This window comes from Thermocrinis minervae, from assembly GCF_900142435.1.
In the GTDB taxonomy this organism is placed as follows: Bacteria; Aquificota; Aquificia; order Aquificales; family Aquificaceae; genus Thermocrinis_A; species Thermocrinis_A minervae.
This window is the reverse complement of record NZ_LT670846.1, coordinates 1,183,188-1,196,427: the sequence shown is the minus strand read 5'-3', so window position 1 is coordinate 1,196,427 and position 13,240 is coordinate 1,183,188. Positions and strand designations below refer to the sequence as shown.

The 13,240-nt window shown below is 45.9% G+C and carries 14 protein-coding genes and 1 tRNA gene; 3 read left to right on the top strand and 12 right to left on the bottom strand.

Annotated features, from left to right (window positions below):
• Nucleotides 1-6 precede the first annotated feature (6 nt).
• Nucleotides 7-78 (top strand) — tRNA-Gly (locus B5444_RS06655).
• A 2-nt stretch (nucleotides 79-80) separates the two neighbouring features.
• Here the strand turns inward: B5444_RS06655 and B5444_RS06650 are convergent.
• Together B5444_RS06650 and fbp are read right to left on the bottom strand one after the other, a co-directional pair.
• Nucleotides 81-851 carry a ParB/RepB/Spo0J family partition protein gene (locus B5444_RS06650; protein ID WP_079654439.1) on the bottom strand — a complete coding sequence of 257 codons (771 nt, stop codon included), beginning with the start codon at nucleotides 849-851 and terminating at the stop codon, nucleotides 81-83.
• A gap of 1 nt (nucleotide 852) precedes the next feature.
• Nucleotides 853-1,992 carry a fructose-1,6-bisphosphate aldolase/phosphatase gene (fbp, locus tag B5444_RS06645; RefSeq protein WP_079654438.1) on the bottom strand — a complete coding sequence of 380 codons (1,140 nt, stop codon included), beginning with the start codon at nucleotides 1,990-1,992 and terminating at the stop codon, nucleotides 853-855.
• Nucleotides 1,993-2,028: 36 nt separating this feature from the next.
• On the opposite strand from fbp, the gene B5444_RS06640 reads away from it, so the two are divergent.
• Both B5444_RS06640 and lipA read left to right on the top strand, forming a co-directional pair.
• A complete protein-coding gene (locus B5444_RS06640) occupies nucleotides 2,029-2,880 on the top strand; it encodes a UbiA-like polyprenyltransferase (RefSeq protein WP_079654437.1) in 852 nt (283 codons plus the stop codon).
• Nucleotides 2,877-3,704, top strand: a complete 828-nt coding sequence (gene lipA, locus B5444_RS06635; protein WP_172838443.1) for a lipoyl synthase — start codon at nucleotides 2,877-2,879, stop codon at nucleotides 3,702-3,704. Before B5444_RS06640 ends, lipA begins: the two co-directional genes overlap by 4 nt.
• Here lipA and B5444_RS06630 read toward each other — a convergent pair.
• The 10 genes from B5444_RS06630 to B5444_RS06585 form a co-directional block, all read right to left on the bottom strand.
• Nucleotides 3,691-4,560: a DUF302 domain-containing protein gene (locus tag B5444_RS06630; RefSeq protein WP_079654436.1), complete on the bottom strand. Its 870-nt coding sequence runs from the start codon at nucleotides 4,558-4,560 to the stop codon at nucleotides 3,691-3,693. The genes lipA and B5444_RS06630 overlap by 14 nt on opposite strands.
• A gap of 12 nt (nucleotides 4,561-4,572) precedes the next feature.
• Nucleotides 4,573-6,306 carry a thiosulfohydrolase SoxB gene (soxB, locus tag B5444_RS06625; RefSeq protein WP_079654435.1) on the bottom strand — a complete coding sequence of 578 codons (1,734 nt, stop codon included), beginning with the start codon at nucleotides 6,304-6,306 and terminating at the stop codon, nucleotides 4,573-4,575.
• 37 nt (nucleotides 6,307-6,343) lie between these two features.
• Entirely contained in the window at nucleotides 6,344-7,015 is a 672-nt protein-coding gene (soxX, locus tag B5444_RS06620; RefSeq protein WP_079654434.1) for a sulfur oxidation c-type cytochrome SoxX, read from the bottom strand.
• Between the two features lie 13 nt (nucleotides 7,016-7,028).
• Entirely contained in the window at nucleotides 7,029-7,856 is an 828-nt protein-coding gene (gene soxA / locus B5444_RS06615) for a sulfur oxidation c-type cytochrome SoxA (RefSeq protein WP_079654433.1), read from the bottom strand.
• An 11-nt stretch (nucleotides 7,857-7,867) separates the two neighbouring features.
• A complete protein-coding gene (soxZ, locus tag B5444_RS06610) occupies nucleotides 7,868-8,197 on the bottom strand; it encodes a thiosulfate oxidation carrier complex protein SoxZ (protein WP_079654432.1) in 330 nt (109 codons plus the stop codon).
• Nucleotides 8,198-8,235: 38 nt separating this feature from the next.
• A complete protein-coding gene (gene soxY / locus B5444_RS06605) occupies nucleotides 8,236-8,688 on the bottom strand; it encodes a thiosulfate oxidation carrier protein SoxY (protein ID WP_079654431.1) in 453 nt (150 codons plus the stop codon).
• Nucleotides 8,689-8,700: 12 nt separating this feature from the next.
• Entirely contained in the window at nucleotides 8,701-9,108 is a 408-nt protein-coding gene (locus tag B5444_RS06600) for a thioredoxin family protein (protein ID WP_172838442.1), read from the bottom strand.
• A gap of 117 nt (nucleotides 9,109-9,225) precedes the next feature.
• Complete coding sequence (locus B5444_RS06595) at nucleotides 9,226-10,338, bottom strand: glycosyltransferase (protein WP_172838441.1); 1,113 nt, start codon at nucleotides 10,336-10,338, stop codon at nucleotides 9,226-9,228.
• Nucleotides 10,304-12,547 (bottom strand): glycosyltransferase, encoded by a 2,244-nt coding sequence (locus tag B5444_RS06590; protein WP_079654428.1) that lies wholly within the window; start codon nucleotides 12,545-12,547, stop codon nucleotides 10,304-10,306. The genes B5444_RS06595 and B5444_RS06590 overlap by 35 nt, the downstream gene beginning before the upstream one ends.
• On the bottom strand, nucleotides 12,504-13,214 hold the full coding sequence (locus B5444_RS06585) for a polysaccharide deacetylase family protein (protein ID WP_079654427.1): 711 nt from the start codon (nucleotides 13,212-13,214) through the stop codon (nucleotides 12,504-12,506). The genes B5444_RS06590 and B5444_RS06585 overlap by 44 nt, the downstream gene beginning before the upstream one ends.
• Nucleotides 13,215-13,240 lie beyond the last annotated feature (26 nt).

The window sequence follows — 13,240 nt, the reverse complement described above, 5'->3', positions numbered from 1 at the left end:
TATAGAGCGGGCGTAGCTCAGAGGTAGAGCACCTGCTTCCCAAGCAGGGGGTCGCGGGTTCGAGTCCCGTCGCCCGCTTTTTAGAGATCTTGAGCTTCCAGACTTCTTACAGCCTCTTTTAACCTTTCTATGGCCCTGTAAAACTCCTCATCTATGACCCTTACCCTAACGCCGAAAGCCTTTTGTACACCCTTTCTCACTATCTCTCCCTTTAAAAGGGCATTGTCAAGGGCGAGTTCCTCAAACTTTTCGTTAACTACCTGGTTAAGCTCGTATACGGCCTTTGCCCTTCTTCTTCTTTCCTCCACTGCTTCTTCAAGGGGCCTGTAGAGGAAGTTGTCTATCTTGGATAGGAATTCATCATAGAAGCCTGCAGGGAATTTCGGATCTATCTCTTCTATGGCAAAGCCAAGGGTTATGTAGTAGGGCTCTTCTACGTAGGTAGTGATGTCTTCCTCTACCATAGTAGGGTTCTCCTTGAGTAGATCCACATAGAGCCTGTAAGCTTGCTTTGACTTGTCCTTTACGTTTGGTGGCTTTTCTGTGTTGAGTTCTAGTATGTAGTGGTAGTAAGAGGGGTCTACGACTACGGCGAGTATTTCACTGATTCCCAGGCTTTTAACAGCCTCCAACCTATGTCGTCCATCTATCACGTAGAACTTTCCTTCCACCGGTACTACTACTATGGGGACAAGGAAGCCCAGCTTTTCTATAGCTTTCTCTAAGCTCTTTACTAGGCTTGGAGAGACATCCCTCTGGAAAGGGGGTACATCCAGCTCGGCTACATTAAAGTAAGCAAGCTTTAACTCCCTATTCCTAACTGGTTCTATGAAGGTTACTATCTCCTTCATGTTAGTCTACGTCAAGGTGTTCTCCAGAAGGTCCTTTTTTACCTGCCTCAGCTTCGTAGAAGCGACCTTCCAACTTTGCCAGTATCTTTGGTAGTGTGGTGTACTCCATCTCTTCTGAAGGTAGCCTGTGGGGTTCAAAGATACCCTGCCTTCTTAGTACATCCGCTATCATCTGAGCTTGTTCCCTTGCTTTGTCAAAAGCAGGATCGTCAAAGAGATCCCTTGGCCCTATAAGCTTACCCTCAGCTATTTGGTAGCCCGCAGCTATAACCCTTGGAGGTCCATCAAACCTTGTGGGTGTAGCATACCTAAAGGATACGGGCATCAGAGGTCCGTTATGAGAACCTCTCATCCACCCTTCCACTATCCAAGGTCTTGCAAAGGGTTCTAGGATCTCACCTATGGCAGGAAAACCTGACTGAGCCCTGACGATCATGACAGGGTCATCCTTTCCTACATACTTACCGGCTATTAAAGAAAGCCTTTGAGTGGACGCTACGGCTGCTATCTCTCCGTCGCTGTTCCTCCATACGCTTTTTACCGCGTATCTCTCTACTGTTCCTATGAGAGCAAGGAGGTCATATAGCTCTGCAGGTGTTGAAAGCTTAACGGCCTTACCTGTGAAGGTATCTAACACTTCAAAGGTAAACCCTTCGTGCATCTTTGGATCTATCACTAAGCCGGCGCATACCATAGGGTCGGCAAACATTTCATAAAGGGGTAGGTTCCAAGCTGAAGGTGCTGTCTTGTCTGCAAAAAATACCACTACGGGCTCGGAAGGCCTTTCCTCAAACTCCATCTCAGCCACACCTGGTCCCATACCCTTTACATTCCCGGAGAAGGTATCGGAAAGAAGATCCTGACCTGCACCATATAGCTTTAACTTTTTGGCTATTTTTGTTCCTTCCTCAAAGGCTTTCCACGCAAGACCGTGAACCTTTTCACTGTCAACGCCGTGCGTATGTGTCATAACCAAGGCTATGTCGTCACCGCATACTAGAACGTCGCAGTCTATAAGCAGTCCATCTTCTACTGCTTTCTGTCCAACTTCCTTTACCTTTTGAACTACTTCAGGGTGTGCAGCAGAGTGTCCTACGTATCCACCTATGTCCGCTTTTATGACGCTTAGGGTGATTTTCATACGATACCTCCTCTCTTGTTTTACTAAAATTATACTATGAAGCTTAAGGCTTATGCAGAGCTCGTAAAGTTTGAACATACCATCTTTGCATTACCCTTTACGCTTGTAAGTGTACTCATTCTGTACGAAAAAACTCCTTCCTTTTGGAAAGTCTTTTGGATAGTGATTGCCCTTGTCACTGCAAGAACAGCTGGTATGGCCCTAAACAGGTATATAGACTTACCAATAGATGTAAAAAACCCAAGGACAAGCTCTTGGGTGCATGCAAGAGGAGAGGTAAAGCCCAACGAGATAAAAGCGCTCATAGCTATCTCCTCTGCTTTGTTTGTTTTCTCAAGCCTTATGATAAACATGAAAGCTTTCTTACTTTCGCCGGTGGTTCTTTTCTTGCTATGGCTGTATCCATACTCCAAGAGGTTTACCAACTTCCCCCACCTTGTGCTGGGTTTGGTTTACTTTCTAATACCTGTGGCTGTAGACGTGGCCCTTAACGAGCATATCTCCTTAAGGGCTTTGCTCTTGGGCGTGGCCATGGCCTTCTGGGTTGCGGGTTTTGATGTACTGTATGCCTTGCAAGACTATGAGTTTGATAGAGAATACGGTATAGGATCTATTCCTGCAAAGTACGGCATAGAGAAGGCACTCCTCTTTGCCAGGATATTCCACACTATAACCTTCTTTAGCCTGCTTATGCTCTACTTTGTTGTAGATTTCTTGGGTTTATTCTATCTGCTAGGACTTATAGCTGTGGCTGGTTTTCTGGTCTACGAGCATTCCTTAATAAAACCTAATGATCTTTCAAAGATAAACAAAGCCTTTTTTACCGTAAACGGATACATCAGTGTAGTCTTTTTCTTTATAGTTCTCATAAGCAGGTGGCTATCATGAAGCCTGTTATAAGGCTTTCCCAGACGCATAGACTCAAGGGTCTTTTGAGACAACTCTCTCTGAATACAGTCTGTGAGGAGTCCAGATGTCCAAACATCAGCGAATGCTTTGGTTCTGGGACGGCTACCTTCATGATACTTGGAGATACATGTACAAGAGGGTGCAGTTTTTGCAACGTCAAAAGGGGAAATCCAAAAGGCCCAGACCCAGAAGAACCCTATAAGCTCCTTGAGGCTGTCAAAAGGCTAAACCTCAGGTACGTGGTTATCACATCCGTCACGAGGGATGACCTTGAGGATGGGGGTGCTTCTCATTTTGCCAAGTGCGTGAGGGTCTTAAAAGAAAACCTACAGGACATAAAGGTTGAAGTTTTGGTGCCTGACTTTGGTGGAAGCATAAGAGCTCTTAGCGTAGTTCTGGACAGCTCTCCTGATGTACTAAATCACAACGTGGAAACGGTGGAGAGGTTGTACCCTAGAGTGAGAAAAGGGGCGAACTACGGGAGGAGCTTAGAACTTCTTAGGAACTCTAAGAAGCTGGCCCCACATATCCCCACAAAATCTGCTCTTATACTTGGCTTTGGTGAAACCTGGGATGAGATACTGAAGGTGCTTGAAGACCTACGGTCTGTAGACTGCGACTTTTTGACCATAGGCCAATACTACCAACCATCCCTAAGACATCATCCTGTGGTAAAGTACTACACGCAGGAGGAGTTTGATAGGTTAAAAGAGATAGCTTACTCTTTGGGGTTTAAGTATGTGGCAAGCGGCCCGAACGTAAGGAGCTCTTACCGGGCCTTTGAAGCCTTTATCGTCCAGTAGCTTCTTCCAGGGCTCCCTGTAAGTCCTCTTGAGCCTTTTGGAATATCTTCGTACCTTCTTCTCCTATTTGTTTACCGTATAGCTTTACCAACAGGGGTATGTTTATGTAACCTATCCTTATGCCCTTGTCCTCTTGTTTTACGTAGATCCTACAGGGAGCCAACGTACCAAACTGAGGGAAGTTCCTGAGGATCTTCTCTCCATAGCTAAGATTACATGCAAGGAGTACGTTGTAATTGGGAGCTAGGCTTATAACATCCAGCACGTTCATGTTCTTACCTTCCAAAGAAGACTTGTAGAGTGTGAGAAACTCATCGTAACCTAGACCTTCCACCAAAGCTTCTGATACAAGGTCCTCTTTAGGTGGTGGTACATATGGAGCACTTTGGGGTTTTACACTGAGTCCAGAAAGAGCCTTTATAAGCTTATTGTAGGAGGATACAACGATGTTCCTATCCTCATTACTTAGATTTTTGTAATACTTGGCAAGGTATGGCCTATAGTTCGCTATGCTTGCCTTTATCCTACCATCTTTGTCTTTGTAAATGGCTACGCTGCATGGGAGAAGGTTTGTAAGAGCTGGAACCTTTTCAAGCAGCTTTGTATTCTTTTCGGAGAAACATCCAAAGACTATGTAGTAATCTGGAAAATCCACGCCTCTGTTTCGTAAAGCATCTGACAGCTTTAGGGTCCTCTTTACCCCAAGCCCTTCCCTTTGCATGCTGTTGGAAACTGACTCAACAGCTCTTGAAAAGTCCTTTTCCTTCAGGGTGAAAGTCAAGAACATGAGTTTTACAGGATCGGCAGAAAAGCCAAAGGAGAAGGCCAGTATGAAAAGGATAAGAAGCCTTGCCATACTAAATCCCCCTTAAATCCTTATTTTACCAAACTCTTCCTCTGGAAGTCTGTACTTGGTATCTAAAACTTTTACGTTAGGCCTCGGGTCTATGCTTATGTGTTTTATCTTCCTGACGTACTCAAGGACTACGTCGTACACGGGTCTGGGCTTGAAGTTGGGGTCGAGGATCTCCGCCGGCGGTGGTGGTCCACCCCAGACTGCCACAAGATAAGTCTTCTTCGGATCTAGGTCTTTGCCCTTTACCTTTATGTTCCTTATCCTCTGACCCATGGGAGCGTTGACCATAAGCTCGTACTCCGCCCCGTATATCCTGCTCATGTCTCCACCCTGCTGGTAGAAGGGGTTTGGGTTGAAGACGTTGTCGGCCACGTCCTCCCAGGCCGCCTTTATCTGCTCTCCTGTCCTCCTTATGATCCAGACGTTGGGATAGGTTATGGCCATGTAGTCCATGAGGTCTTCTACGGTTATCTTCTCACCAGGTAGTATGGTAGTGCCCCATCTGTAGCCGGGAGACTGGGCTATGTCTACACCGTAGTGATCTACTATGGCCATGTTTATGAGCACGTCTATAGTGGAAAAGAGGGTGTCCCTCTTGTAAAGCATAGTGTCCGTAGTGGCTATAACCTCCGAAAGCTTGTCCCTGTAAGGCTGGTAGTATTTGTCTATTATCTCCTTGGCTCCCTTGTCGGAGGGTATAACATCTGAGAGCACGGGTATTAGTTTGTAGCTAAAGTCTTTTATACCATCCTTGTCTATCTTCAGATCCAGTCTTCCTACTACCTTTGCGTGGGAACCGGCTATCACTATCAGAGTTTTGTCCACTTTTATGACGGACGGTACAACGTCGTGGGTGTGTCCCGATAGTATTACGTCTATACCCTTTACCTTCTTTGCAAGGGCTACATCCAGTGCAAGGCCGTCGTGGGACAATAGTATGACTGCATTGACCTTATGCTTTTCTCTTAGCTCGTCTACGTATTTCTGTAGAGTGTCTTCTTTCACACCAAAGCTCCATCCCTGTACAAACTGCCTTGGGTTTGCTATTGGTGTGAAGGGGAAAGACTGACCTATTATTCCCACCTTTACGCCACCAACCTCCCTGACATCATAGGGAGGGAATATGAGATCTCCAAAGTCCTCATCTGTTATGTTCTGCGATATAAACTTACCTTTAAACTCTTTCACCCTTTGTAAAAACTTCTCTTTTCCAATGGTAACATCCCAGTGGGCTACTATGTAGTCGTAGCCTACATAGTTAAGCCAGTCTACTATCGCTTTTCCTTCCGTCAGGAGTGCTATCGTGGACGTGACCCATGTGTCCCCACCGTCCAAGATGATCACCCTGTCTCTTCCCCTTTCCTCCACTATCCTCTTTATTATCCAGGCTACCCTGTCAAGTCCTCCTGTCTTGCCGTACCTCTTAGCGTTCTCTATAAAGTCCGTTGAGGATCCCACATAGGCTAGAGGAGTTCCCCTCTTTACATGAAAGTACCTTAGCCAATCCTTGCCCGCTATGAAGCCAGGAGTGCCTTCCAGACTCTTAGGAGCTAGCAGGTTCGGTGGTTCTGCAAAGTAAACAGGTCTAGTTCTAGCATGTATGTCCGTAGTAAAGACAAGGGTTACATTACCCACGGCTTTTGTGGTCATAAGATCTTCCACAGAGGGTTTCTTTGAAAGGGCGAAGGTAGCAAGGCTGGCTGTAGAAAGACTTCCTATGATAAAGGTTCTTCTATCTATTCCCACGCTTATACCTCCTAATGAAAAGGGGAAGGGCCACTTCTTACTTGTTGACAGGAGACTCTGGATGGAGCAGGAAGGCTACTATATGGGCTATATCATCAGGCGAAAGTACCTCCCAGTAGCCAAACCTGGGCATGGCCGAGCATGGGTAGTAAGCCCACGAGGCATAGATGATCTCATAAACCGTCTTGACCTTGTTGAAGAGCTCTGGATCTTTGTATATCTTGTCCACGTTGTCCTTCGTGATTCCCAATCTCTTACCATAACCTGTAAGCTCAGGTCCAAGGGTTCCACCGGGTTTTCCTTTCTCTATGAGATGGCAGGCGTAACAGTTTCCTCCATGGGCCGCAAAGGGCTTGTCCGAGAAGCCGTAGCCAACAAACCTACCGCCTGCTGAGGTTTCAACCAGCTTTTGCCCCTCCTTCCAGTCTCCCATGATAAAGCCGTGCTGCGGATATTTTATGGCCTTTTTGTTCAACTCCATGACCTTCTGTATCTCCTTGGCTGGCATCTTTTCTCTGCTTGGGTACTTGCTGCATATGTAACCGCTCTCGTCTGTCTTTAACTTCCATTCTGTCCTTGGGTCTTTAGTAAAGGATCTTTGAAGGATTTGGTCTACCATGGCTTGCTCATCCTTTGTAGGCTGGGAGTACACTACACCCATGAAGATTAATAGCCCGCAAAGAGATATGGCTACCTTTTTCCTGTCCATCTTTATACCTCCCTCATCTGCCTATACCAGGGATCTTTATGACAGCCCCGTTTGCAGACCCGTACAAGAAAGTAGACATGGCTACAGCATACTCTGAGAAAGGTTCCAGCTCCGGCCATCTCATCTGTCTTAAACATTCAGCATACCTGTAGTGCATGGGGAAGACCTGATTCCAACTCACCCTGTATATGGGGAACTTGGTAACCACCTGTTTTGCCTCATCCCTGTCTATACTCCAGAGCGCTGTTGCCCTTATCCTCTGTTCCTTTTGTCCTGCGTGACAGACGGCGCAGTTAAAGTCCCAGGGACCTCTCCTTGCGTAGAAAAGGGCTTTACCCTTTTCGTATTCAGCTTTCACCCTTGGGTCCTTTAAGTTTACGTTCACCTTGTAACCGTTTGACTCCATGGAGATGTAGGTAACAAGGGCATCATACTCAGAGTAGCAGTTAGTCTTACCCCAGCATTGTTTTGCAAACTTAACCACGTCTTCCTTTTTCATACCTGCGTACTTCTCGAGGCAGTAGGCTAAGCGTGTCTCTAAGTCCATCACCCTTTTAGCGTCGTCAAAGTACCTTGGCAGCTGGGCAAGGGCTCCCTTCACCACACCTGGCCCAAGACCAAAGTCACACTTGTCAAGCTTGTACTTCTTGAAAAGCTCCTTTCCCGTTTCGTACCAGTATTCGGCTGGGTTTAAGCCTTCGGCCAGCATTCTGTTTGCTTCTTGGACAAGTCTTATCTCTTCCTCGGGAGTGAGTTCCTTCTCTTGAGCTTTGGAGAGGGAATAAAGACCTATTAGGATGGCCCCAGCTATGAGGGCACCCCCCACAAAAACCCTCTTCATGTCATCCCCTCCTATGTTACCTTTATCTCAACGCTCTTTTCCCACTTTCCTCCTTTGTTGTCCTCGTAGGATATCTTGATGGTTCCTGATTCTTCCACCTTTAGGGGGAGCCCTATGTAAGGGTTCTGGCTTATGGCGCCGCCCATCTGCAAAGTAGACACAAGCTGGTTGTTATAGATGAGGTTCAACTTGGTAAGGTGGTAGGCGGGTATGATCTGTCCAGTGGATGGGTCTTTTCTAGTCCCGGGTTCCATGGGGTGTGTGATGATCATCTGTACCTTTATCACCTCTCCCTTCTTGGCTTCCTTTGGCACGCGCAGTATTGCAAAACCTATTTCCATGTTACACCTCCTGTATAGGATTTTTGGGAATTTTTAGGTCATCCGCAACCGCCGGCCGTTACCTTAACCTCTTTGACGGCCATCACATAAGAACCGTCTTTGAGTTTGAGTATGGCCCTTACGTTGGAGCTTTGGGCCATCTTTATCCTCGTGGCAAACCACACCCTTCCGCTCTGAGGTGTAAAGGTAAGGTCAGCTATCCATGGGTTTGGATTTCCATCCACTATTATCCAGAGCTTTTCCACCTTTTCAACGGGTATAGTAGACTCCACCTCTATGGGGATGGCTGTAGGAGTTTCGGCTATGGTGGGTGCCTTGAGGGTTACCTCTGGGCTTTCCTTGATCTGCTCAAGAGGTACTCCCACCTTTTCCTTTATCACCTCTAGTGCTTTCTCTGGCACAGCACCGTAAGAGGTACCAAGTAGCGTGGGTGAAAGCATAAGCATTCCAGCGCCTAAAGCTGACAACATCAGGAACTTTCTCCTATCCATTTTCTATACCTCCTAACAGGTTTTTTTCTGACTGAGCTTGCACACATTAGTAAGCATGTTTAAAAAATCCCTTTTATACATAGAACCAAACCTCTTGGAGATGATAACATCCTTTGATGGGTCGTAGAAGATGAAAGACGGTACACCAACTACTCCGTACTTTTTTGCCAGTTCCTGACCCATGTCTGAGGATACGTCTACGGCCACCACTACGTATTCCCTTAATTTCTGATCCACATCTGGATCTGAGAGGACAAACTCCTCCATGTACTTACAGTAAGGACAATGCTTTGAGTACACGTAAAAGAGGACTAGTTTGTTTTCCTTCTTTGCAATGTCGATACCTTTAGAAACGTCAGAGTACCAGTTTGATGCAAAGGCAAAAAGGCAAAGAAGCAGGCTTAGTAGCAGGCTCTTCATAGCATTCATTATTCTATTCACAGGTGCCCTAAGGTCAATTAAATTCTCGTTATTAATGCATAAGTACGGTTTATAATAGCTGTTTACTACATAACCATATAAGTAGTAAGTATTTTTTTATAAATTTTGGCGTAATCCTGTTAATACTTCGTACACTTCTAGGAGCTTTGAAAAGCTCTTTTCCCAACGGAAGAGCTCTTTTGTTTTTATGTGAAGGTATCCTCTCAAACCTGGCGAGAGAAGATCAGCTGCTCTGTAAACGGTATGGGCAAGTCCTTGGGCTGTAAAGTCTCTGGAAAGGGTCTCTTTGATGAGTTGAGTCTCTAAGTTAAGGTCGAAGGCACACACTATAAGACCGCTGGCCTGTGCTTCCACGAAGGAAAAGCAAAAGGTCTCGTACTCGGAAGCACTTACAAAGATATCACAGCTTGCGTATATTTTGGCCAGCTCTTCCTCTGAGCTTATGTGACCCATATAGAAGAGGTTTGTCCTCCTTTTTTGTTCCTTCTCGATCGTGGAGCTAAGGGGCCCGGCTCCTACTACCACCATGGAAAAGAGTCTTGGGTTTAAGAAGTCTAAAAGTTCAAGTAGAGTATCTATGTTCTTGTCCTTAGAGAGCCTTCCTACGTAGAGGAGCTTTATGGTCCTGTGTGGGTCTACCCCTAAGAGCTTATCAAAGTATGGGTCTCTGGCAGAAGGTGAGAAGGTATCACAGTCAACACCTAAAGGTACAAGGTGAACTTTTTCAACACCCCATTCCTTTAGTATGTTTAGGTACTTCTGGCTTGGTACCAAGACAGCGTCGGCACACTTGAGGGCATTTATCACAGACTTCATAAGCTTGTTTCTTATTATCTGAGGCATGTATAAGAGCTTTAGCTCCTTCTCGGCGTCTGAGTGGTAGAAGATGACAAGCCTGTAACCTTCTCCAACTATGTACGGAGCTATGAGGTAGGTTCCATGCAACTCTACTATATCCGGCTCTTCTAAGCTTATTACCTCCTTTACGTCTTTTAGGTTGTTGAAAAACCTGTAGCCTCCTGTCAGTGGTATGGGAAAAGAGGGGACTTCGTACACTTTGACATGGTCCATATGGTAAACCCTCTTTTGCTTTCCTGGTATGACAAGTACCTGCTGTATGTCTTTGAGTTGTTTTATCCTTCTTAGGATGTACCTTCTTATGCCGCCACTTTTTCTATGAAAGTAGGGAGCTACAGCCAACACTTTCATAGAGCTCATCCTCCATTATGCTGTTTATAAAGCTCAGGTATGTCTGTTCTAAGTCAAGACTGTTGATGTACTCGAGGGCTCCTCTAGAGAGGGTATCTCTCAAGTCTTCATTCATGAGAAGCAGCTCCACCTTCTTCACTAGGTCCTCGGGCCCTTCAGCCAGCAAGCCGTTGTGGTAGTCCTGTATATGTTCGGAAGATGCGGAACCTTTTAAGGCTACAACGGGAAGACCGCAGGCCAGAGCTTCCAAGACTACCTGTCCGTAGGTGTCTGTGTGGGAAGGAAACACAAAGATGTAAGAGCTGGCGTAAGCTGTGGCCAACTCTTCACCTACCAGGTAACCGGTTAGATGTACGTTGCTGAGCTTTGTCTTAAGAATTTGTTCCTTGTACGGCCCGTCGCCCACCAATACAAAGTTGTAGTTTGATAGCTTCTTGGCCACATGCAGCAGAAGGTCTAAGTTTTTCTCCTTCGCCAGTCTGCCCACGTAAAGTATTACCTTGCCCTCTATTCCTAGCTTCCTTTTCCAGTAGTCCTGTTTCTTCTTTGATGGGCTGAAGAGCCCTCTATCAACTCCCCTGTATAAGAGTCTGAGCTTTTCTTCCTTTACACCCTTCTGCACGAGTATGCTTCTGTACTTTTCAGATGGTACATACACCTTGTCAAAGAGATTCATAAACATGGTAAGCAGTGTCCATGTCCTCTGACCTGCAGATAGGCTCTCCGTGTACTTCTCCACGTATGATGGTATATCCGTGTGGAAGGTAGTGCTGGTCTTCAAGCCTAAGATCTTGGCAGAGATAGTTGCAAGGATACCTAAAGCTGACGGAGTAGCTACGTGCACGTGGCTATAGTTCTTAAGAAGGTCAAGTACATCTACAAAGGAGGGAACCCTGACCTTTAGCTCTTGGTAGTAGGGAAGCGGAAACTCAAGGTAGGACTTTAGAAATATGAGGTTTTCTTCCTTACCAGGCTTGTCATGCACAGTGATAACGTCCACGGGGAGGCCATGTTTGATGGATAGGTCTCTAACTATCCTAGCTGTTCTTGCTACACCGTTTATCTCAAAGTAAGTGTCTGTTATATAAGCCAATCTTCTGCTCTGCTCAGTTGTAAATCCCATAAGGCTGGATATTGACTGCATGTTACTTTCTTCTTCCTTCCTCATGTATACCAAGCTGCCATAGAAGGTTTGCAGGCCAATGGCTGCTACCAGGGCTCCCAGGTTGGTAAGGCTGGGCTCTTTTACAAGTCTATGGACTACCATAAAGGGTAGACGTTTTATTATCTCCTTCAGCAAGAGGCTTCTATCCACCTTGAAAGTACTACTAAGCAGCAGCTCCACGAGAGGGTTGTTAGATACGTAAAAAACTTGATCTAATATATTCTTTAGCTCACTTTCTTCCTTGGGTATGCGATCCCTTATGTGCATGTAAAAGACGCGCAGGGTCATGTTCAGGAGCCTTTCTTCACCAAGGGGTTGTGTATAAACCTCTGTCTTACCTTCCCTAAGACAGTTTAGGAACTCTTCAACTGTGTCAGCTGGGCATGCCGTGTATGTTCTTCCCACGTCCATACCGCCGTGGTCGTCAGAACCCGCCGTGAAGGCTATGTTGGGTCTTATTCTGAGTGGTTCTATCTTGTGCTTTTCAGCAAGGTGCCAGATCTTGTGCCAGCCATCGTAAGTTTTAGCTATCCACTCTTCGTACCTTTGTGAGTAGTCTCCTCTGGTTCCGTTTACTATCTCCCAGTTGTCAAAAAGGAGTATAAACTTCTCCACAAGCTCTGGGGTGATCTTAGTCTCTTGCACGCTGTACAGGGGGTGAGCCAGACTGTGGGCTATGTGCTTTTCTTTTAGATATTTAACAAACTCGTACACATTGTTCCTGAGCTCGAGGAGTTCCCTGTGCGTGTATTCGTCTATGCCGTACACCAGGATGTGTACCTTTGACTTGTCCTCTGGGAAGCTTACTGTGTACTCACAACTTATGAACACGTCAGGCAGGTGTGCTATTTCAAGGACACCATCTATAGTGTTATGGTCCGTTATGGTCACGAAGGTCATTCCCCTTTGCTTTAGTCTGTTGTAAATCTCCTTAGGTTCTGCGTAGCTCTCTGGGCAGTTGATGAGGGCGCTAAACCACCCACCTGGCAGGTTGGAAGCCTTAGAATGAAGGTGCAAGTCCGCACGAGCCAAACGTTTCCTCATAGCTTACAAACCTCCTGTTTTTTAACCTCCTAAGTATTAAGCGCCACATGGCTACCTTTCTTTTGTCTCTCATGTCTTTCATGTGTATGGCAAGGCGCAAAAGCCTGTAGTTCTTCGTCAAGTTCAAAAGTCCAGGCATAAGCTTAAGGCTCAAGTAAGATAGGATGGGTCTGTTGGAAAAAGTGAGAGAGGGAGAAGGCAGGCCGATGGCTTTCTGAAGGTCTACTATACGGTTTCTAAGTCCAAGGAACCTGAGACCGAGGTCTCTAAGTATGTTCTCAATGTGTGGGTTTGAAATCCACGCAGGTGGTACGAAAGTTTTGCTTTTTATGCTGCAGGCATCCAAAAGCTCTAGAGCCATGTAGATCCTTTGGTACGTTTCTTCGTAGGATAGCCCTCCAAACTCTCCTTCCCTGTATGTAAAGGGAAGGTCCCTAAACCTTATCCTGGAGCTATGCGTGTAACCGTGCAAAACTACCTCCTGTTTTAGATCCTTTATGGCCCTTAAGAATCTTTCATGGCTGCATATGGGATACTTTTCTAGGAAGTTGGGTATTACAAGCAGAGAAAACTTCTTTACGTTAGAAGACTCTAGAAGTTTAAAGGCTCTTACAAGTTCCTCAAAGTAAAAAGGACAAACGTCATGGAGTTCTACTAAAACTTCCATCCTAAGGATAGAGAATAGAGGTGAAA